The following is a 20,682-nucleotide window of genomic DNA, read 5'->3' as shown; positions in this document are numbered from 1 at the left end:
GCGGCCGCTTCGTTGCACCCTCGAGTCAATCGATGTCCCCGATCGTGCTGCCGGATGATCCGGCCAGCCGCCACGCCGCCTGTGTCCGCGTTTCGGCATCCGGCACTGCTGCTGCGTTGGCAGCGCAGTTCGGCGGCCGCCCCTGCTGCCGCCAGCCGCGCGCGCGCGTTCTGCCGTGTGGCTTCCTGAAAATGCGGCCGCCGACAGCCGGCATGACTTCAGGCCCATTCGCTAGGCATAAGTTCGTACTATAGTTCATCACGACACAGGTTGAAGGGCGATGATGCCGTGGATGAAGAACTTGCTGGCGCGCTGAAGAAATTCCAGAAGGAGTTGTCCGCCGGCACCGTCTCGCTGGCGTTGCTTTCGGTGCTGGGGCGGTCGCGCCAGCCGATGTACGGCTACCAGATCGCCAAGCGGCTGGAGGAGGCCGGCGAAGGCGTGCTGGCCGGCAAGCAGAGCGCGCTGTATCCGGTGCTGCGCAACCTCGAGGCGGCCGCACTGCTGGCCAGCGAGGTGGAGCCTTCGGTGAGCGGCCCGCCGCGCCGCTATTACCGCGTAACCAAGCTGGGTCGTGAGGTGCTGCGGGCGTGGACCGCGGCCTGGTGCGCGACCCGCGATTCCGTCGACAGGATTCTTGAGGGAGAGCTGTGATGACTGCGCCACGTACGATTGCCGAGTACCTCAAGCAGCTGCGCGTCGCGCTGCACGGGGCCGATCCCGCGCTGATCCAGGACGCGCTCTACGACGCGGAGGAACACCTGCGCGCCGAGCTGGCGGACAGCCCCGAGCAGGACGAGGCCGCCATGCTGGCCCGCGTGGTGGGGAGCTACGGCGCGCCGGAGGAGGTGGCGGCCATCTACCGCGACCAGGAGGTCACCATCCAGCGCGCGCTGCGTCCGCCGGCCGCACCGCGCCGGCGTTCGGCGCTGGGCCGGTTCTTCGGGGTGGCTACCGACATCCGCACGTGGGGCGCCATGTTCTACATGCTGCTGGCGCTGGGGACCGGCATCGCCTATTTCGTACTGGTGACGGTGGGGCTGTCGGTGTCGGCCGGACTTTCCGTGCTGATCATCGGCGTGCCGGTGATCGTGCTGTTCTTCGGCACGGTGCGCGGCATGTCGCTACTGGAAGGGCGCATCGTGGAGGCCATGCTCGGCGTCCGCATGCCGCGGCGCCCGCCGTATCCGACCCAGGGCATGTCGCTGCTGCGGCGCATCGGTGCCATGTTCACCGATCCGCGCAGCTGGACCACCATGCTGTACATGGTGCTGATGCTGCCGCTGGGCATTGCCTATTTCACCCTCACCGTGACCCTGATGGCGGTGTCGCTGGGCGCCGCGCTGTCACCGCTGGCCTACCTGATTGACGATGGCCGAGTCGACCGGCTGTTCGCTGGCGGCCAGCTCACGTTCGACTGGGGCATGGGCCCGCACGTGCCGGGCTGGGGCGAGCTGGCGGTGGTGTGCGTGGGCGGCATCGTGCTGCTGTTCGCCACCATGCACCTGCTGCGCGGACTCGGTTTCCTGCACGGGCAGCTGGCCAAGCATCTGCTGGTGCGCAGCGCCGGAGCCTGAGGTTCCGTGCTGGTCGCGCCACGCAGGCGCGACCAGCCGCAGGGTCAGAATTCGTCGACGAACTCCACCCCCATGTCCAGCTGCCCCGCTTCCACCTCGGCCACCGCCCGCACCGCATCAGCGTGCAATGCGTTGGGCGCGTTCACTTCCACGTAGTAGACGTTCCCCTCGCTGTCGTCCACCAGCTCGCTGGAGCTGGAGTCGTCACGCATCATGGGGGTGAGATCGTCCACCTCTTCGACATGTTCGATACCGTCGATGCCGTGCAGCGCATTGATCACGGTATCGGCATCGTTGCGGTTGCCGATCAGGCGCATGCGGACCATGGGCATGGGGTTCTCCTGTGCAAAGGGACGCCATGCTGGACCGCGGCGCGTGGGTACCAGGTGATGCCGGCGCACGCGCGGTTACCATGCGCGCTCGCCCCCGGGAGCACGCCGTGCCAAAAACCTACGACCGCGCGTACTTCGACAAGTGGTACCGCCACCCGGACCACACCGTCGCCTCGCCCGCCGAGCTGCGCCGCAAGGTGGCGCTGGCCGTGGCGCAGGCCGAGTACTACCTGGGCCGCCCCATCCGCAGCGTGCTCGACGTGGGCTGCGGTGAGGCGCCGTGGCGCGCCCACCTGCGCGCGCTGCGCCCGGAGGCGAGCTACCGCGGGCTGGACGCCAGCGAATACGTGGTCAACCGCTACGGCCGCAGCCGCAACATCGGCCTGGCAACCTTCGGCCAGCTCGAATACCTGCGCTTCGACACTCGCTTCGACCTCATCGTCTGCACCGACGTGCTGCACTACCTCAAGCCCGCCGAAATCCGCGCGGGCATCGGCGGCATCGTCGACATGCTCGAAGGCATCGCCTTCCTCGAAGTGTTCACCCGCAGCGATGACCCCGATGGCGACATGCACGGCTTCGTCGCCCGCACCCCGCAGTGGTACCTGCGCGAGTTCCAGCAGGCGGGGCTGCTGCCGTGCGGGTCGCATTGCTACCTGGGGCCAAGGCTGGAGCGGCGGGTGGCGGCGTTGGAGCGGGCGCAGGTGGTGGCGGTTTGAGGCGAGGGCGGATGTCCGCTGTCGACCCGAAGCGGACTTCCTCGTCGCCCAGAGTCCAGTTCAACTGGGGCCGACCAATGCCGCCATCGCCGCTGGACGCAGCGAGCGACGTTTGTCAGCGACTGTTGCGTCGCCCTTGGCCTTCGCATTTCACGCATGTATAAGCGGAACTATGGGTCCGTACACTCAATAGTGAGGTCTCCAGTGAAGGTACTCCGCTTTCCGAAAGAGCTCACTGTCCTGTTTCACCTGGATGGCAGCAGCCCCAGGACAACCCCTTCTGGCGCGAGCGGAGAGGATGAGCTCGCCGCCATCGAGAAAAATGGCGCTGAGGTGATCACGGCCACCGTCATGCTAGAAGATCGCATGATCGAGGCGGTGAGCAAGCTGCTCTTCGGTATAGCGCCTGATACCCGCGAGCGGCGGGACTTTTTTATCGCGGAAATCATGGCCACGTCCGATTTCTCCTTTGCTTTCAAGCGCCGCGTGTTTACGAGGCTGCTGAAACACACTGGAGCGCTGGACACTCCCGCTATTAAGGAGCTAAAGGCCGGGCTCAACAAGCTGATCGAGTGGCGCAATGCCTTCGCACACGGAAAGGTGCTGCATGAGCACAACGGCAGATACCTATTGCAGTACTACAACGGTGGCATCAAGCAGCTCGTGCTGGACGACGCGTTCTTTGAGAAGGTTGAGAGCACTGTCCGTAGCTGTCTGTACGCTTGCAACGGGGTCATCCAAGCCGCATAGCCGCCGTTCAGGGCGAATCGCTTCGCCGCCGCTTGATTCCGGCGCCAGGCGCCTTATGACACGTGGAGGCACATGACGACCCTTTACATCATTGGAAATGGGTTCGATCTTTGGCACGGATTGCCAACAAGCTATAGTCAGTTCAGCAATTTCGCGGAAGAAGCCTTGAGAGAAATCGAAAATTATTACTCGTTCGATGTTGCTCAAGGTGGGCCGTGGTTTGATTTTGAAAATTCGCTCGGCCGGTTCAATTGGAGCGAGTTCTATGATGCTCACAATCACATAGACGTGGCTTCGGAGAGTTTTAGGCCCAGCTTCGTCTATGGTCTTGAGGACGACCTCGCCGAACAAGCGGATCAACATGTCGGCGCCATCAGGGAGTGCTTTCAAGAATGGTTGTCCGAAATCGATATTTCGCTTGCAGAGCCGAAGTTTGCTCTTGCGCCGGATGCAAAATTTCTCACGTTCAATTATACGTCTACACTTGAAGTCGTTTATGGCATTCCCAATGCTCGGATCTTGTATATACATGGTAAGGCCGAGGCTTTTGATGATCTGATTTTTGGTCACGGCGACACGATGGAAGAGGAGCCCGAGTTAGACGAGCTAGGTGAGAGTAATCGGACCATGTTTTCAGATGCTGAGGGGGCTGCGAAATATCCGTTTTATGCGTTGCAGAAGCCCGTGCGAAAGATTCTAGAACAGCACAAAGATTTCTTTGACGCCCTTGGGCAAGTAGAAAAAATTCACGTTATAGGTCACTCACTCAATCGAATCGATTTGCCATACTTCAGGAGGATCGCTGAAAGTGTGCCAGCAGCTAAGTGGATCGTCTGCTGTTTCACTGCGGATGAAAAACTCCAGCGCGTTGAAGCGCTGGTTGAATGCGGAGTTTCACGCGCGCAAATTGCCCTATGCACTTATACAGACCTTGAGGTCTAAAGTCATAGGTACACCGAACAACACGTGGCGGGTGACGTTTGACCGGCTGCCTCGGGAAGGTGCTTCTTGAACTGGCGGATTTCCTCAGTGATTTCCACCGTCGTGTCGTCCGGTTGTGTGGGGCGCGTTGTCAGCTGTGGCCAAGGCTGGAGCGGCGGGCGTTGGAGCGGGCGCGAGCGATGGGCTGATTCAGGTTGGGAAAAATGCGACATTCGCCAGAATGCCGTTGATGACCAACAGGGGGACAAGGATGCGCAAGAGCATGAGTACGTGGCTCGCGGTGCAGGCATTGGGTGTGGTGCACGCCGCTGATGTCAAACCTCCGATCGTGACGGATCCAGTTTACGCACAGCCACAAAGGCTGGTGGCCATGGATAACGGCCGGCGAATGAACATCTACTGCCTCGGTCATGGCAAGCCCACCGTGGTTCTTGATGCGGGGATGGGGGACTCGACCATTTCCTGGGCGCTGGTGCAAAAGCCGATCGCCGCAGACACGCGCGTGTGTTCATACGATCGTGCGGGTCTCGGATTCAGCGACGCGCCGAATCGCCCGAGCACAGCTCTCAACATTGCAGAGGATTTGCACAATCTCTTGCGGGCTGCTGGCGAGAAGCCACCCTTTGTACTCGTGGGTCATTCGGCAGCAGGCATGTACATACGTGTCTATGCGGACCGCTATCCACAAGACGTGGTGGGCCTGGTGTCGGTGGAAGGATCGCATGAGGATCAGTCCATGCGTGGCTGGGCGATTGGCGAGCCCGGTCAGCAAGCCAAATGGGATGCATATCTCGCGGAGTACGACAGCTGCGTGGCGGAAGCCCGCAAAGGGCTCGTGCCCGGCACGCCTGTATTCGAGAAGTGCGTCGGCGCACCCGACCCGCGCTTCGGCGCGGAGATCAACGCGGCCCAGATGCGCTACGCAGCGACCGAGCGATGGCAGGCGGCCGCGGCATCGGAGCGTCACGCGGTGTTCTATGCAAGCGCCGACCAGACCCGTCGAACGCGTCGCAGTTTCGGGGACATGCCAATCGTGGTGCTCACGCATGCGCCGTACCCACCGGCGAAGGGCGAGACGCAGGCCTTGCGCGATCAAAGAACACTCTCGTGGGAGACCATGCACAACGAAGTAGCGGCGATGTCCACGCGGGGAATCAATGCCATTGTTCCGGGTGCAGGGCACTTCATCCAATACGATCGTCCGCAAGTTGTCATCGACGCGGTGGAGAACGTGGTTGGCACAGTCCGACGAGAACAGGCCAGGGCTCCTTCCAGCGACTCAGAGTCGCGAGACTGAAGGCCGCAGCCTTCAGTACCGACCCTGTCGCAGTTCCGCGGCGCGAGCATCTTCTCGAGCTGACTGCATAGAGCGGCGGTTACGGTGGCAAAGACGTGCCGAGAAGAATGCCGCGGCTGGATACCTTCATGTTCGGTGTGGGCCACAGCAGCGACGCAAAAAAAAAGCCGCCCGAGGGCGGCTTTCTCTTTTCAGCGATGAAGCAACCGATCAGCTGCTGCGCGAGGCCCGCTTGCGGTCGTTCTCGGTGAGGTGCTTCTTGCGCATGCGGATCTCTTTCGGCGTGACCTCGACCAGCTCGTCGTCGTCGATGAAGTCCAGTGCCTGCTCCAGGGTGAACTTGGTGGCCGGGGTCAGCTGGATCGCGTCGTCCTTGCCCGAGGCGCGCATGTTGGTCAGCGGCTTGGGCTTGATCGCGTTGACGGTGAGGTCGTTGTCCTTGGCGTGGATGCCGATCAGCTGGCCTTCGTACACCGAGTCGCCTTCGGCGGCGAACAGCTTGCCGCGCTCCTGCAGCGGCCCGAGCGAATAGGCAGGGGTGGTGCCGCCGGCGTTGGCGATCATCACGCCGTTCTGCCGCTTGGCAATCGGCGCGGGCGTGTACGGGCCGTAGTGGTCGAACACGTGGAAAAGCAGGCCCGAGCCCTGGGTGAGGGTCTTGAACTGGTTCTGGAAGCCGATCAGGCCGCGCGCCGGAATCATGTACTCCAGGCGCACGCGGCCCTTGCCGTCGGAGACCATGTTCTTGAGGTCACCCTTGCGGATACCCAGGCGCTCCATCACGCCGCCCTGGTGGACTTCTTCGATGTCCACCACCAACTGCTCGATCGGCTCCATCTTCTGGCCGTCGATCTCCTTGATGATGACTTCCGGGCGCGACACGGCCAGCTCGTAGCCTTCGCGACGCATGTTCTCGATCAGCACCGACAGGTGCAGTTCGCCACGGCCGGAGACCAGGAACTTGTCGGCGTCCGAACCGTCTTCCACGCGCAGGGCCACGTTGTGCACCTGCTCGCGCTCCAGGCGCTCGCGGATCTGGCGGCTGGTGAGGAACTTGCCGCCGGAGAGATCCTTGTTGCCGACGAACGGCGAGTTGTTGACCTGGAAGGTCATGCTGATCATCGGCTCGTCCACGCTCAGCGCGGGCAGCGCCTCGGGCACGTCCGGCGCGGTGATCGTGTCGGAGATGGTCAGCTCGGGAATGCCCGCAATGGCGACGATGTCGCCGGCTTCGGCGGTTTCCTGCTCGATGCGCTCCAGGCCGAGGAAGCCGAGCACCTGGGCGATCTTGCCCTGGCGCTTCTTGCCGTGGCGGTCGATCACGGCGACCTGCATGCCCTTCTTCAGGGTGCCGCGCTGCACGCGGCCGATGCCGATGACGCCGACGAAGTTGTTGTAGTCCAGCTGGCTGATGCGCATCTGGAACGGGCCGTCCGGATCCACGTCCGGCTTCGGCGCGTGCTGCATGATCGCTTCGTACAGCGGGGTCATGTCGCCTTCGCGGGCGTTCTCGTCCAGCGACGCATAGCCGTTCAGGGCCGAGGCGTAGACGATCGGGAATTCCATCTGCTCGTCGTTGGCGCCGAGCTTCTCGAACAGGTCCCACACCTGCTCGACCACCCACTCCGGACGCGCGCCGGGACGGTCGACCTTGTTCACCACCACGATCGGGCGGAAGCCCATCGCGAAGGCCTTCTGGGTGACGAAGCGGGTCTGCGGCATTGGGCCGTCCATCGCGTCGACCAGGATCAGCACGGTGTCCACCATCGACAGCACGCGCTCCACCTCGCCGCCGAAGTCGGCGTGTCCGGGGGTGTCGACGATGTTGATGCGGTTCTTGACGCCCTTCTTCTTGTCTTCCCAGGTGATGGCCGTGTTCTTGGCCAGGATCGTGATGCCACGCTCCTTTTCCTGGTCGTTCGAATCCATCACGCGCTCGGCCAGCACGGTGCGCTGGTCAAGCGTGCCGGACTGCTTGAGCAGCTGGTCGACGAGGGTGGTCTTGCCGTGGTCGACGTGGGCGACGATGGCGATGTTGCGCAGGTTTTCGATAGACATGGGTAAAGGCTCGGCGGGCGCCGTGAGGGCCGCCTGATAGGTTGTCAGAAGGAATAACCTGAGGATTATACGGACTTGTGTGACAACTTGCTGCGCTGCCGCGGACGGCGGTTCAGCCGCGCGGGCGCCGGCGTTGCGCCGACGCCCGTGGAAGGCCGGCGGCCAGCCGGCCCTGGATCAGGGCTGGCGGCAGCTGGCCGGCAGGTTCTTGGCGGGAATCTCGTCGGCATGGCAGCTCCAGCGGATCGCGTTGTTCTCGAGCGCCGGAGTGAGCTCCAGCGTCTTGCCGGCGATCTGTGCGTTGGCCTTGCTTGGTGCCTCGCTGCCGAAGTGCACAGTAATCGTGCCCTGTTCGCCGACGCTGACCGAGTCCACGTATTTGCCATGCATGGCCGGCGGCAGCGGCAGGCCGGTCGCCGCGTTGCTGGCCGGCCAGCGGCCGCGCTGGGCGCGGTATTCGGCGACCGCGGTCTTGACGGTATCCGCCAGGGTGAGACCCTCGGCGACCTGCGCGCGGATCACGTAGTCCTGATAGGCCGGGATCGCGATGGCCGCCACGATCGCGACCACCGCCACCGCGGTCATGCCGCTGCCGTTGCCACTGGCCCCGATCAACTCCAGCGGCTGCTGCTCGTAGTTCACCCGGAACGCGATGCCGTCGTTAGTGACGCCCAGGCTGAGCCCAGCAATGCCGTGATGCGGCAGCTTCAGTGTGTGCGCGGCCGGCATCGCCATCAGGTCGACGCTACCGCCGCTGAGGTCGTTGATGATCTGCAGCAGCTGCAGGTAGGCGTAGTAGGTGTTGCGCTGCGCGTCGCGGGTCACGGCGGTAACGCCGAGCAGGCTGTCCGCGCCTTCGTAACCTCGGGCCTTCAGCCAGCCGTCCAGCGCCAGCGAGGGATGTGCGGCCGCGCGATCGGCCAGCGCCTGCGGCACCTTGGCGAAGATCAGGAAGTCGCCGTCCTCCACCCAGTAGAAATGCGTGCCGATCCGGGATGCCAGTTCGGTGATGGCGGCCATGCCGGGATAGTTTCTCTTCGCGGCGTCCTCCGGCTTGGTCGAGCCGTGCACGGTGAGCGAATGGACGGTGATGCCGTCCAGCGAGCGCTCGGTGAAACGCCACTGATGCTGCTTCGCCAGCTGCTCGATCTGCGCGTAAAGCGCCTTGCGGTCGCGCACGCGCAGCGCCGTGTAGCTGCCGGCGTCGTCCTCGAACGAGATCAGCTCGGGGCCCACCCATTGCACGATCTCGGCGAGATCGAAGCCGGTCGTGGCCTTCCACTTGGCCATCGCCTCGCGCCAACTGGCCGCGCGCTCGGCGCCGAAGTCGAGTGCGAGGTTGTTCTCGAAGGCCTGCCACTGTGCGGCACCGGGCAGGGCGATATTGGCCACCCAGCGAGGCGCGCCGGCGGTGTCGAAGCTGGGGTCGAACTGCTGCGGGGCGAGGTAGCCGAGCAGGCGCGACTGCGGCGCGTGAAAGCGCAGCTGCATGTGGCCGTGGCCATCCACGCTGCCGGCACCGAAGGCGACGCCGTTGGCTTTGCTGAGCAGGTCGCCGGGCAGGGTGCCCGCGGTCGGCGGAATCGCGCCGGTCGCCAGACTGCCGACACCGTGCAGGCTGGCCCAGCCGAACAGGCCCTCGCCGGAGCCGTCGATGGCGTGTTCCTGCGTGGCGATGGCCTGTGCCACCGGGGTGTCGGTCTGCGTCTTGGCGATGCCTGCCAGCAGGGCGGTGAGCTGGGCGTTGTCGGTCGCCTGCTTGCCCACCAGCAGGAACAGTCGCTGGCTGGCGGCGTCGAAGTGCAGCGGTGCGCCCATCGCCAGCTGGCTGTCGCCGTTCGCGTCGAACGGTCTGGCCAGCGTCATCGCGGGGCCGAGCGCGGCGAAGCGCGCGGCAACTTCCGCGCCGGTGTGCTGTGCCAGCCGCATCGACAGCAGCACCTGGGTGCCGGGCGACATCACGCCGATCGGGTCGCTGGCCACCGCCTCCAGCGGCGAGCGCAGGTCGACCAGCAGCGGGATCACATAGGCAGCCGCGCCACTGTCGGCGAGCACCTTGTCCTTGGCGATCGCCTCGCGCAGCGCGGCGATGGTGGCGAGGTTGGCATCGCCGGCGGTGACCTGGTCCAGCGAGCGGCCGTCCGGCACCGCGCCGATGAGACCCCACGGCGAGGGAATGCGTAGGTAGGCGACGGTGGTGGACGGCAGGTGACTGCGCAGCCAGGCCGGTTGCGAGAGGGCGTCCTGCGCCCGCTGCAGGGTGGCGGCATCGACGGTTGCCGGTCCAGTGGCGGCGTCATCGCGATGGCAGGCGGCGATGGCAAAACAGGCGGCCGCGACAGCGGCGGCCACGGAGCGGCGCGAAAGGTTCATCCCTGATTTTCCCCTGATGGTAGGCGTCCACGCCCCGGGATGGTGGCGGACGCAACGTTCGCGAGCCTAGCAAAACCCGCAGGCCGGATCAGGCGCACTGGCCGATCCGGCCCGGTGGCGACTATTGCAGCAGGCTGACCTGATCGGCCGCCGTGTACCAGAGCAACTGGTAATGGCCGTAGGGGTAGTCGAGGCTGCGGTCCTCGCCGGGGATCGACGAGGTATGCACGCCGTCCACCGTGCACACGCCGCCGTAGCAGTTGATCTCGTCGATCCAGGATTTCATCGAGAACATGTGCGTGGCGAAGCGGTGCCCGGCGATCGAGTTCAGGAAGGGGCTGTGCACCGACAGGCCGTAGTAGCCGCAGGTGCTGGTGTAGACGTTGAACGGGTACGTGCCGCAGGACCACAGCCCGTGCACCGCGCCGGCGATGCCGATGAAGGTGTTCACCTTGGCCGCCACGCCGAGCTTGTCGATTTCGCGCATCGCCAGGGTCACGCCCATGGAGTGGCCGATCACGTCGATCTTGCCGCTGCACGAGCCGGCGATGGCGGTGGCGATGGCATTCTTCACCGGTGTCTCCTCGCTGCCACTGTGGTCGTTGCAGGCGGCGCAGTACGCGTTTCCCCAGGACGGGCGGACGATCTGCGCATCGGTCCAGCCGTTCTGGCGCAGCAGGTTGTAGGTGTTGACGAAATCGCCGGGGCTGCCGGTATTGCCGTGGACCATCACCACGGTGTCGTGGCAGACGGCGCGGGCGGCGGTGGCGGGTATGAGCAGCAGCAGGGCCAGCAAGACGTGCTTGATCGACATCGCGTGTTTCCTCCTTCGCTACATGCCTCGCGAACGAGGCGGGTGGCGCCGCGCGGATGCGTGGTGCCAGATGGGTAGCGACATCGCAGCGCGGTGGCGCCGGGGGAGGGATGTCGGGGTTTGGGGTGTGGTGTGGGTGCTTGTGCGGGGTGGGTTGTCGCTTGGCTCTGGGCTTTTCGTTGGTCATCCCCGCTGCGGCCCGTTGCTTGAATTTCTGCGGAGCCACCTATCTCCTCAGGCCGTCATTCCCGCGAAAGCGGGGCTCTCAACAGACGAACGTCTGGTCATCCACTTTGTCTTTTTGCATCGGAGCCGAATGGATTTCCGCTTGACCAGCCTTCGGCTCTTGAAAAGCGCTTCGCGGGAATGACGATCGGGGGCTTGGGGCGTTTTGGGGGGGCATCGGATCTGCCGCACCGCAACGCGCTCTCGCCTGGGCAGCGCCAGGAAGTACGGGTCATCGATCGTGCCGTGCCGGACGTTCACACCACCCCCGTCGCCGCATACACCGCGATCACCACCCCCACCGCCAGCGTCTTGATCACGGTGATGGCGAAGATGTCCTTGTACGACTGCCGATGCGTGAGACCCGTCACCGCCAGCAGGGTGATCACCGCGCCGTTGTGCGGCAGCGTATCCATGCCGCCAGAGGCCATCGCCGCCACGCGGTGCAGCACCTCCATCGGGATGCCGGCGGCCTGGGCGTTGCGGATGAAGGTGTCGGCCATCGCGCCCAGCGCGATGCTCATGCCGCCGGAGGCCGAGCCGGTGATGCCGGCCAGCGCGGTCACCGACACCGCCTCGTTGACCAGCGGATGCGGGATCGCACGCAGGCCGTCGGCCACCCACTTGAAGCCGGGCAGGGCGGCGATCACGGCGCCGAAGCCGTACTCGGAGGCGGTGTTCATCGAGGCCAGTAGGGCGCCACCGACGGCCAGCCTGCTGCCCTCGGCGAAGCGCTGCGTCACCGGCCTCCACGCACTGAACAGCACGCACAGGATGCCGACCAGCAGCGCACCTTCCACCGCCCAGATCGCCGCGATCTTCGCGGTCTCCTGCACCACCGGCGCGGGTTCGCCGATCACCGCGGGAACGAACGAGCTGCTGGCGCCGTACAGGCGAGGAATCAGGTCGGTGAGCACTTTGTTCACCACACCCACCAGCACCAGCGGCAGCACCGCCAGCAGCGGATGGGCCAGCTTGCCGTGCTCGAACGGCGCCGGCTCGTTGAGCAGGTTGTCGCCGTAGCCTTCGCCTGCCCACGCGGCCTTGCGCCGGCGCCACTCCAGATAGCTCAGCCCCATGACAAGGATGAACACCGCGCCGATCGTGCCCAGCCACGGCGCGGCCCAGCCGGTGGTGCCGAAGAACGCGGTGGGGATGATGTTCTGGATCTGTGGCGTGCCCGGCAGCGAATCCATGGTGAAGGTGAACGCACCCAGCGCGATGGTGCCGGGGATCAGTCGCTTGGGGATGTCGCTGGCGCGGAACAGCTCGGCGGCGAACGGGTACACCGCGAACACCACCACGAACAGCGACACGCCGCCGTAGGTGAGTAGCGCGCACACCAGCACGATGGAGAGCATCGCCCGGCTGCGCCCCACCAGCCCGATGGTGGCCGCCACGATCGCCTTGGAGAAACCCGACAGCTCGATCAGCTTGCCGAACAGCGCGCCGAGCATGAACACCGGGAAATACAGCTTGAGGAAGCCGACCATCTTCTCCATGAACAGCCCGGTGAAGATCGGCGCCACCAGCGACGGGTCGGTCAGCAGCACCGCGCCCAGCGCGGCGATCGGAGCGAACAGGATGACGCTGTAGCCGCGATACGCCGCGAACATCAGAAAGCACAGCGCGGCGAGCACGATCAGGAAGGCCATCCTTGCGGTTCCTCGGCGATGACGGGAGTCACGAATGGGGCCGGAGTATCGGGGTGCGTCGCCGCCGCGGGCACTGTACGAAGGTACAAGTGTGAGCCGTGCCCGCGCTGCCTAGGCTTGCCGCCATCAAGCATCCATCGTCGATGGTTGTGTCCACGGCCGGCGGCCCGCGCGGTCAGCTCACGAAAGGGAAGGGGAAACCATGAAGCGCACGCATCTGAGTCTGGCGATTGGTCTGGTGATGGGGCTGTCCTGCAGCGCCGCCCTGCACGCGCAGCAGGCCGACAGCGCCACCGCCAATGACACCGGCGCCCAGCGCGCCGAGGCCAAGCAGCTCGAGGCAGTGACCGTGAGCGCGCGGCGCCGCGACGAGTCGCTGGAGAAAGTGCCGGTGGCTGTCTCCGCCTTCACCGGCGAGGACATGAAAGACCTGCAAGCCAACGCCATCGACGGCCTGCAGGGCGCGGTGCCGAACATGAACATCGTGCAGGGCCGCGGCTCGTCGTCGGCGGTAAACATCTTCATCCGTGGCATCGGTCAGCCGGACGCGCTGCAGACGTTCGACCCGGGCGTGGGCATGTATGTGGACGACGTCTACTACTCGCGCATCCAGGGCGCGCTGATCAGCCTGTTCGACGTGGAGCGGGTGGAAGTGCTGCGCGGCCCACAGGGCACGTTGTACGGCAAGAATTCCACCGGCGGCGCGGTGAAGATCGTGACGAAGAATCCCACCGACACGCCGGAAGGCTCGGTCGAGGCGACCTTTGGCAACTACGGCCGGCGCGAGGGCAAGTTCTACGTCAGCGGCCCGCTCGGCGGCGCGTGGTCGGCCTCGCTGGCCGGCGCGGCGATCAAGACCGATGGTTACGTCACCGACCCGTCCACCGGCCACAAGTACAACGACGAGGACACCAAGGCGGTGCGCGGCAAGCTGCGCTTCCACCCGAACGATGCCTTCGACGCCACGCTGAGCCTGGACTACACCAAGCAGGACACCGGCCTCACGCTGGGCCAGCCGGTGTCGCCGCTGATCCAGACCGACCTGGTGTTCGGGCCGCAGGTGCTGGTGCAGCCCAACCTGGACGAGAAGTACAACTTCCAGACCCGCACCTCGTTCAGCCCGGACAAGGGCCAGACGCTGAAGCACGAAGGCGCGGCGCTCAACCTGAGCTGGAAGCTCGACGACCTGTGGACGCTCAAGAGCATCAGCGCCTACCGCAAGCTCGACAGCGCCTCGTACATCGATATCGACGCCTCCCAGTACGAGTTGGGCGACGTGCGGGTGGACTTCAACCAGAAGCAGGCCAGCCAGGAGCTGCAGCTGCAGTACGACAACGGCAGCAATCTGCAGGCGGTGTACGGCCTTTACTACCTGCGCGAGACCGTGCCCTCGCACCAGGAGGCCTATGCCGGCGACCTGTTCGCCATCTTCGGCACGCCGGTGGATTTCCTGCGCACCATCGACGACGACCTCACCACCACCAGCACCGCTGCGTTCGCGCACATGAACTGGGAGTTCTTGCCCAGCTGGACGCTCGCCGCTGGCGTGCGCTACTCCAGCGACAAGAAGAACTACGACCGCAGCACCAGCACGTTCTGGGGCCCGGCGCTGGCAGTGCTGGACGAAACCGTGGCCTTCAACGGCAACAAGCGCTGGAACGCGTGGACGCCGACCGTGAGCCTGCAGAAGCAGGTCGACGAGCAGACCATGGTGTACGTGTCGGCCAGCCGCGGCTTCAAGTCCGGCGGCTTCAACGGCCGCGCCAACAGCACCATCGACACCCAGACCGCCGAGTACGATCCGGAGACGGTGTGGACCTACGAGGCAGGCCTGAAGTGGCGCTCGGCCGACAACCGCCTGCAGGCCAACGTGGCCGCGTTCCACAGCGACTACAACGACTTCCAGGCGCGCGTGTCGGAGGTGGTCAACCCCGACGCAGCCACGCCGAGCTTCTCGTTCCCGGTGATCAACGCGGCCAAGCTGCGCATGGATGGCCTGGAGTTCGAAGGTGCCGCGGTGCTGGGCGAGGGGCTGCGGTTGTCGGCGCAGGTCGGTTACCTGAAGGCGCGCTACGGCCGCTTCGACGATGCCCGGCTCGATCCGACCAACCCGCAGTACAACCCGACCCTGCACGACCACGTGCCGTTCTCGCCGAAGTGGACCAGCCGACTGGCCGCGACGCAGAGCTTCAACCTGCCCGACGGCGGCGCGCTGACCTTCGGCGGTGACCTCTCCTACCGCACCGAGACCTGGCTCAGCGTGGACAACTACGCCGCGCTCAGCCAGAAGAACAACACCCTGGTCGGCCTGTTTGGCATCTACGACTCGGCCGACGGCCACTGGCAGTTCCGCACCGGCGTGAAGAACCTCACCAACCGCGTCTACAAGACCGACGGCCAGGAGTTCTCCAGCGTGGGCAACATCCGCACCGCCTACTACGGCATGCCGCGCAACTGGTACTTCAGCGCCCGCTACAACTTCTGAGGCACGCCACGCGCCGTAGTGACCTCTGCACCCTCTCCCCGCCGGGGAGAGGGCTGGGGTGAGGGGCTACCCGAAGCACTACCTTCAAAATCGCCTCACCTCCTGCCAAGGAACCCGCATGGCCCGTCTCAACACCACGCTTCGCACCGTCGCCCTGGGCCTCACCCTGATCGCCGGCACCGCCTGCGCCCGGGAGCCGTCCGGCGCGCTGCCCAAGCTCAAGCTCGATCCGTCGCGGGTGGCGGTGGTCGGCCTCTCTTCCGGCGCCTACATGGCCACCCAGGCGCAGCTCGCTTATCCGGACGTGTTTCCAAACGCGGCGATCGTCGCCGGTGGGCCCTACGGCTGCGCCGGCGGCAAGCTCGACGTGGCACTGAGCACGTGCATGAAGGGCACGCCGGCGCCGGATGTGGCCGCCCTGGTCGCGTCGGCGAGGAAGCGCGCCGCGGCGGGAGAGATTGGCCCGCTCGCTGAGCTGGCCCGCGCGCACGTCTACCTGCTGCACGGCGACAGCGACGGCGTGGTTGCCCCGGCCGTGGCCGAGGCCGGCGCGCATTTCTACCAGCAGCTTCGCGACGGCACACCCGCACTGGCCCGCATGCAGGTGGTGGACGACGGCAGCCGCCACTTCGGCCACAACCTGCCCGTGGCAGACAAGGGCGACGACTGCGACAAGTCGGCGTCGCCGTATCTCGGGCACTGCGGTTTCGATGCCGCCGGCGAGATCTTCCGCCAGATGTTCGGCCAGCCAGCGGGCCAGCCTGACGGGGCGCACGGCAAGCTGCTGAGCTTCGACCAGGACGCACTGCGCCCCGGCGGCAAGGACGCCTTCCTCGCCAGCACCGGCTACGTCTACGTGCCGCCCGCGTGTGCGGCCGGCAAGCCGTGTGGCCTGGTGGTCGCCCTGCACGGCTGCAAGCAGAACGCCGACGCCATCGGCCGGGCCTTCGTCGACGACGCCGGCTTCAACCGCTGGGCCGACGTCTACGGCGTGGCGGTGCTTTATCCTCAGACCCGCGCAAGCTTCGCGCCCTTGAATCCGCAGGCATGCTGGGACTGGTGGGGATACTCCGGCACCGACTACGACACCCGCGGCGCCGTGCAGCTGCGCTGGCTGGTGGATGCTGTGCGCGCGATGGGGTTGCCTGCGAAGCAGTGATGGCTGGACGTGCGGTTGACCCGGAAGGTCGTCACCCCGGCGCAAGCCGGGGTCCAGCGTCTTCGCGGTGCCTGGCACATCCTGGCAAAGCGGGAGCGAAGAGCGTTTCGAGCCGCTGTCGCGGCCCGAGTCACTTTTCTCTGTTTAGCCAGAGAAAAGTAACCCAAAGAGAGGCCACCCCGTTGCGGCGTCCGACGGCCATCCATGGCCGCCGGATGCGTGAGGATCGGCCGGGCGTTTCGACGGGGCATCCTGCCCCGGCGAAACGTGGCGGGCATCCTTGCCCACCACCCTGCGGGCCTTGTCGTCCGCTCCTCACCGCCGCAAAGGGGCCCCGGTACAGCCGCGCGCGTCCTGCGCGCATGGTGTGCGGGGGCTCGCTCTCACTCCTCACTCCTCTCCACTCACTCCTCGCCCCATGCTGAGCACGCCCCTCATCGCCGCCGCCGCACTGCTCTGGCTCGGCCTGCTGTTCGGCGTGGCGTTGCTGGGTGAGCGGCGGCCGCAGCTGTTCGAGAAGCGCTGGGCGATCGTTTATGCGCTGTCGCTGGCGATCCACTGCACCTCGTGGACGTTCTACGGCACGGTGACCCAGGCCAGCCGCTCCGGCTGGTGGCTGCCGCCGACGTTTGTCGGCGCGATTTTGATGTACCTGCTGGCGGTGACCGTGCTGCGCCGGCTGGTGCAGCTGGCGCGCGAGTACAACGCCGGTTCGATCGCGGATCTCGTTTCGGTGCGGCTGGGGCGCCACGCGGGGCTGGCAGCGCTGGTCACCGCGGTGATCATCATGGGCATCGTGCCGTACATCGCGCTGCAGCTGAAGGCGGTGGCGATGAGCTACGCCATGCTCAACCGCGGCCAGCTCGCCGAATCCGAGCCATGGCAGGACTCGGCGCTCTACGTGGCGCTGCTGATGGCGCTGTTTGCGATGCTGTTCGGCACGCGGCGCGCCTCGTCGACCGCGCACAACCGCGGGCTGGTGCTGGCGATGGCGTTCGAGTCGCTGTTCAAGCTGGGCGCGATGCTGGCGCTGGGCTCGCTGCTGTTCACGCCGCTGCCGGCGCACCTGCCGCCGGCGCTGCCGGTGCCGCACGACAGTCGCGGGTTCCCGGCGCTGATCCTGCTCGGAGCGCTGGCCATGTTCACCCTGCCGCACCAGTTCCACGCCGGCGTGGTGGAGTGCCGCGACGAACGCCACGTGCGCACGGCGCGCTGGCTGTTTCCGCTGTACATGCTGCTGATCTCGCTGCCGATCCTGCCACTGGCGAAGCTGGGCGACGCGTGGCTGGGGCCGAGCGGTGTGCCGTCGGATCTGTACGTGCTGGCGCTGCCGATGGCGCGCGGCCAGCATGGCCTGGCGCTGGTGGCATTCCTCGGTGGCCTGAGCGCGGCCACCAGCATGGTGGTGGTGGCCACGCTGGCGCTGAGCCTGATGGTGGTGAACCATTTCATCGCGCCGCTGCGGGTGCGCGCGGGCTGGGGGCGCGACGAGCGGGGCGACCTGCGCGGCGAGGTGATCAGCCAGCGGCGGGTGGCGATCCTCATCGTGATCCTTCTGGCCTGGGGCTACAGCCGCGTGCTGGCGCGCAACGACGCGTTGGCCGACATCGGCGCCATTTCCTTTTCGGCCCTGGCCGGTCTGGCACCGGCATTACTGGTGGCGATCTACCGACCGCAGCTGGGGCCGCGCGCGGTGTTCGCAGGGCTCGCTGCGGGCACCGCGGTGTGGTTCTACATCCTGCTGCCGGTGGTGCTGCCGCAGGTACCCGGCTGGCTGCTCGCGGGGCCACTGGGACAGGACTGGCTCGCGCCGGACCGCTTGCTCGGGCTGGGCGACTGGAGCCGGCTCGGGCGCGCGGTGGTGCTGAGCCTGGCGGCGAACGTGGCGGTCATCGGCTGGGTCGCCGGTACCCGCTACGGCCGCTCGGCCGGAGCCGCTGGCGTCGGCGACGTGGGGGTGGCCGAGTTGCGCGCGCTGGCGGTGCGGTTCCTGTCGCCGGAGCGGGTCGAGCACGTGTTTTCGCAGGCGCCGGAGCGCGGCCTGGCAGGCCCGGAGCGGATGGCCGAGGTCGAGCACGAGCTGGCGGCAGTGATCGGCGCGGCGTCGGCGCGACTGCTGCTGGAGGTGGTGCACCGGCAAGGGCGCGGCGACCTGGACACGGTGGCGGCGATCGTCGGCGAGGCGGCGCAGGACCTGCGCTTCAACCAGCGCGTGCTGGAGGCGGCGCTGGAGAACATGAGCCAGGGCATCTGCGTGGTCGATGCCGAGCTGCTGCTGGTGGCGTGGAACAGCCGCTACGCCAGCCTGTTCGACTACCCGCCGGAACTGCTGCAGGTGGGGCGCCCGGTGGCCGACCTCACCCGCTACGCGGTGACGCTGGGCATCGTCGGCGAGGTGCTTGACGAGGACACGCGCGAGGCACGCGTGCATCGCCGGCTGCAGCACATGCGCGCGGGCACGCAGCATCTTTCCGAGCGGCGCTTCCCCGACGGTACGGTGGTGGAGATTCGCGGCAACCCGATGCCCGGCGGCGGCTTCGTCGCCACCTTCACCGACGTCACCGCGTTTCGCCAGGCCGAGCGTTCGCTCAAGCGCATCAACGAGACGCTGGAGCAGCGCGTCGACGAGCGCACTCGCGCGCTGGCGGCCGCGTCGGACGAGGCGCAGCGCGCGAACGAGGCGAAGAGCCGTTTTCTCGCCGCCGTGAGCCATGACCTGATGCAGCCGCTGCACGCCGCGCAGCTGTTCGCACACGCTCTGAGCGAGCGCGGCGCCAACGCCGCCACTGCGCAGCACCTCAACGGCGCGCTGGCCGCCACCGAGGGGTTGCTCGCGGGCCTGCTCGACATCGCGCGGCTGGAGGGCGGCCGGCTGCATCCGCAGCCGCGTGCGGTGCCGCTGGCCGAGGTGCTCGACCCGCTCGCGGCTGAATTCGGGGCGATCGCGCGCGACCGCGGCGTACGGCTGGACGTGGTCGCCACGCGGGCGTGGGTGCGCACCGACCCGCAGCTGCTGCGCCGGGTGCTGCAGAACTTCCTTTCCAATGCGCTGCGCCATGCCGGCGACGGCCGCGTGCTGCTCGGCGTGCGCCGGCGCGGCGACGCGCTGCGCGTGGAGGTGTGGGACAACGGACCGGGCATTGCGGCACACGAGCAGCAGGCGATCTTCCAGGAGTTCCGCCGCGGCAGCGCGGCGGGCGGGCAGGGGCTCGGGCTGGGCCTTTCGATTGCCCAGCGCATGGCCGCACTGCTCGACCATCCGTTGGGCCTGCGCTCCACGCCCGGGCGCGGCAGCGTGTTCCATCTGGAAGTGCCGGCGGCGCGACCGGCGGCGCCACCGGCGAGCGCTGAGGCGCCGGTGCAGCCCCTTGCTGCCGGCCGCGCACTGGTGCTGGACAACGAGCCGGCTGCACTGGCCGCACTGAGCCAGTTGCTGACCGGCTGGGGCTGGCAGGTGCACGCGGCCCGTCACCTCGAACAGGCGCTGGCGGTGCCGTGGCGTCCGGACATCCAGATCCTCGACTACCACCTCGATGGCGGTCGCACCGGGCTGGAGGTTTGGCGGGAGCTGCTGGCGTTGCACGGCGAGGTGTCCAGTGTGGTGCTTACCGCCGATCGCGATCTTGAGCTGCGACAGGTGCTTCTGAGCGAAGGCGTGGATGTCCTCTATAAGCCGTTGAAGCCGCTGGCACTGAACCGGATGCTCCATCGGTCGATGGCCCGCCGGCAGGCTCCCTCGGCCGACGCCAGTTCCAGCACCAGCGCGATTTGACCCGCCGCCTGTTCGGGAGTACACAAAGGTGTGCGGTGCTGGCACCGCCAAGCGCCTCCATATTGATGTCGGCGTTTGAGCCGCCGGTGGTTTGGGCCATCGACGATGTTTTCCGGACAAGGAGATAGCCATGAAAACCTTGAAGATGCTCTTGGGTGCAGGTGCAGTGGCCTGCACCTTGATGGCCGGGTCGGCTTCAGCGAACGATGCAGCTGCCGTCATCACGCCCCCGCCGCCTGCCGAAGTGGCACAGTTCCGTGCCGCCGACCGCAACCATGACGGGGTGTGGGCGCGTTCGGAGGTGCCGGATTCAATGCAGTTGCTGAAGGCACGCTTCGCCCGCTACGACGATAACGGCGATCAGCGGCTGACACTGGCGGATTTTCGTGTGTTCGTAATCGATGTCCGTGGTGAGCGCCTAAGCAGTGATGATCCGATCCGTGGCTTCGGTCGCGGTGCACCGCCCATGCCCGTGGAGCGATATACGCCGCGGACGCAGATCTATTTCGGCGACAGCTGAGCGA

Annotated in this window: 15 protein-coding genes; 10 read left to right on the top strand and 5 right to left on the bottom strand. The window is 66.4% G+C overall.

The features are described 5' to 3' along the window. Positions 1-288 precede the first annotated feature (288 nt). Entirely contained in the window at positions 289-654 is a 366-nt protein-coding gene (locus tag VFG40_RS08100) for a PadR family transcriptional regulator (RefSeq protein ID WP_324896780.1), read from the top strand. Then, positions 654-1,577 carry a sensor domain-containing protein gene (locus VFG40_RS08095; protein ID WP_324896778.1) on the top strand — a complete coding sequence of 308 codons (924 nt, stop codon included), beginning with the start codon at positions 654-656 and terminating at the stop codon, positions 1,575-1,577. Before VFG40_RS08100 ends, VFG40_RS08095 begins: the two co-directional genes overlap by 1 nt. A 44-nt stretch (positions 1,578-1,621) precedes the next feature. On the opposite strand, the gene VFG40_RS08090 is transcribed toward VFG40_RS08095, so the two are convergent. Further along, positions 1,622-1,909 (bottom strand): hypothetical protein, encoded by a 288-nt coding sequence (locus VFG40_RS08090; protein ID WP_324896776.1) that lies wholly within the window; start codon positions 1,907-1,909, stop codon positions 1,622-1,624. Positions 1,910-2,016: 107 nt separating this feature from the next. Here VFG40_RS08090 and VFG40_RS08085 point away from each other — a divergent pair, with 107 nt between their 5' ends. The 4 genes from VFG40_RS08085 (at position 2,017) to VFG40_RS08070 (ending at position 5,617) form a co-directional block, all read left to right on the top strand. Then, positions 2,017-2,628 (top strand): class I SAM-dependent DNA methyltransferase, encoded by a 612-nt coding sequence (locus VFG40_RS08085; RefSeq protein ID WP_324896774.1) that lies wholly within the window; start codon positions 2,017-2,019, stop codon positions 2,626-2,628. A 204-nt stretch (positions 2,629-2,832) separates the two neighbouring features. Further along, complete coding sequence (locus tag VFG40_RS08080) at positions 2,833-3,378, top strand: hypothetical protein (RefSeq protein WP_324896772.1); 546 nt, start codon at positions 2,833-2,835, stop codon at positions 3,376-3,378. Positions 3,379-3,450: 72 nt separating this feature from the next. Further along, positions 3,451-4,320, top strand: a complete 870-nt coding sequence (locus VFG40_RS08075; protein WP_324896770.1) for a bacteriophage abortive infection AbiH family protein — start codon at positions 3,451-3,453, stop codon at positions 4,318-4,320. 262 nt (positions 4,321-4,582) lie between these two features. Beyond that, the gene (locus VFG40_RS08070) at positions 4,583-5,617 is read left to right on the top strand and encodes an alpha/beta hydrolase (RefSeq protein ID WP_324896768.1); all 1,035 of its coding nucleotides are present in this window, start codon (positions 4,583-4,585) and stop codon (positions 5,615-5,617) included. A gap of 210 nt (positions 5,618-5,827) precedes the next feature. Here VFG40_RS08070 and typA read toward each other — a convergent pair whose 3' ends face one another. The 4 genes from typA to VFG40_RS08050 all read right to left on the bottom strand — a co-directional run bounded on the left by typA (position 5,828) and on the right by VFG40_RS08050 (position 12,742). Then, a complete protein-coding gene (gene typA / locus VFG40_RS08065) occupies positions 5,828-7,675 on the bottom strand; it encodes a translational GTPase TypA (protein WP_324896766.1) in 1,848 nt (615 codons plus the stop codon). Positions 7,676-7,852: 177 nt separating this feature from the next. After that, the gene (locus VFG40_RS08060) at positions 7,853-10,048 is read right to left on the bottom strand and encodes a pilin (protein ID WP_324896765.1); all 2,196 of its coding nucleotides are present in this window, start codon (positions 10,046-10,048) and stop codon (positions 7,853-7,855) included. A gap of 121 nt (positions 10,049-10,169) precedes the next feature. Next, positions 10,170-10,862, bottom strand: coding sequence for an alpha/beta hydrolase family protein (locus tag VFG40_RS08055; RefSeq protein ID WP_324896763.1), 693 nt, complete (start codon positions 10,860-10,862; stop codon positions 10,170-10,172). 482 nt (positions 10,863-11,344) lie between these two features. Next, positions 11,345-12,742 (bottom strand): GntP family permease, encoded by a 1,398-nt coding sequence (locus VFG40_RS08050; protein ID WP_324896761.1) that lies wholly within the window; start codon positions 12,740-12,742, stop codon positions 11,345-11,347. 202 nt (positions 12,743-12,944) lie between these two features. Here VFG40_RS08050 and VFG40_RS08045 point away from each other — a divergent pair, with 202 nt between their 5' ends. The 4 genes from VFG40_RS08045 (at position 12,945) to VFG40_RS08030 (ending at position 20,678) form a co-directional block, all read left to right on the top strand. Continuing rightward, positions 12,945-15,227: a TonB-dependent receptor gene (locus tag VFG40_RS08045; protein ID WP_324896759.1), complete on the top strand. Its 2,283-nt coding sequence runs from the start codon at positions 12,945-12,947 to the stop codon at positions 15,225-15,227. A 118-nt stretch (positions 15,228-15,345) separates the two neighbouring features. Next, a complete protein-coding gene (locus VFG40_RS08040) occupies positions 15,346-16,386 on the top strand; it encodes an extracellular catalytic domain type 2 short-chain-length polyhydroxyalkanoate depolymerase (RefSeq protein ID WP_324896757.1) in 1,041 nt (346 codons plus the stop codon). A 418-nt stretch (positions 16,387-16,804) separates the two neighbouring features. Beyond that, positions 16,805-20,158, top strand: a complete 3,354-nt coding sequence (locus tag VFG40_RS08035) for a PAS-domain containing protein (RefSeq protein ID WP_324896755.1) — start codon at positions 16,805-16,807, stop codon at positions 20,156-20,158. A gap of 130 nt (positions 20,159-20,288) precedes the next feature. After that, positions 20,289-20,678 (top strand): hypothetical protein, encoded by a 390-nt coding sequence (locus VFG40_RS08030; RefSeq protein WP_324896753.1) that lies wholly within the window; start codon positions 20,289-20,291, stop codon positions 20,676-20,678. Positions 20,679-20,682: the final 4 nt, after the last annotated feature.

The organism is Dyella sp. (genome assembly GCF_035685805.1).
Classification (GTDB): Bacteria; Pseudomonadota; Gammaproteobacteria; order Xanthomonadales; family Rhodanobacteraceae; genus Dyella_A.
Note: the sequence above shows the minus strand (reverse complement) of the source record. Positions and strands in the feature narration are given on the sequence as shown.

What these genes read in the sequence shown, in the direction of transcription:
- VFG40_RS08060 (WP_324896765.1), bottom strand. Translation starts at nt 10,048, where the DNA reads ATGAACCTTTCGCGCCGCTCCGTGGCCGCCGCTGTCGCGGCCGCCTGT.
- typA (WP_324896766.1), bottom strand. Translation starts at nt 7,675, where the DNA reads ATGTCTATCGAAAACCTGCGCAACATCGCCATCGTCGCCCACGTCGAC.
- VFG40_RS08055 (WP_324896763.1), bottom strand. Translation starts at nt 10,862, where the DNA reads ATGTCGATCAAGCACGTCTTGCTGGCCCTGCTGCTGCTCATACCCGCC.
- VFG40_RS08030 (WP_324896753.1), top strand. Translation starts at nt 20,289, where the DNA reads ATGAAAACCTTGAAGATGCTCTTGGGTGCAGGTGCAGTGGCCTGCACC.
- VFG40_RS08095 (WP_324896778.1), top strand. Translation starts at nt 654, where the DNA reads ATGACTGCGCCACGTACGATTGCCGAGTACCTCAAGCAGCTGCGCGTC.
- VFG40_RS08050 (WP_324896761.1), bottom strand. Translation starts at nt 12,742, where the DNA reads ATGGCCTTCCTGATCGTGCTCGCCGCGCTGTGCTTTCTGATGTTCGCG.
- VFG40_RS08045 (WP_324896759.1), top strand. Translation starts at nt 12,945, where the DNA reads ATGAAGCGCACGCATCTGAGTCTGGCGATTGGTCTGGTGATGGGGCTG.
- VFG40_RS08035 (WP_324896755.1), top strand. Translation starts at nt 16,805, where the DNA reads ATGCTGAGCACGCCCCTCATCGCCGCCGCCGCACTGCTCTGGCTCGGC.
- VFG40_RS08040 (WP_324896757.1), top strand. Translation starts at nt 15,346, where the DNA reads ATGGCCCGTCTCAACACCACGCTTCGCACCGTCGCCCTGGGCCTCACC.
- VFG40_RS08090 (WP_324896776.1), bottom strand. Translation starts at nt 1,909, where the DNA reads ATGCCCATGGTCCGCATGCGCCTGATCGGCAACCGCAACGATGCCGAT.
- VFG40_RS08075 (WP_324896770.1), top strand. Translation starts at nt 3,451, where the DNA reads ATGACGACCCTTTACATCATTGGAAATGGGTTCGATCTTTGGCACGGA.
- VFG40_RS08070 (WP_324896768.1), top strand. Translation starts at nt 4,583, where the DNA reads ATGAGTACGTGGCTCGCGGTGCAGGCATTGGGTGTGGTGCACGCCGCT.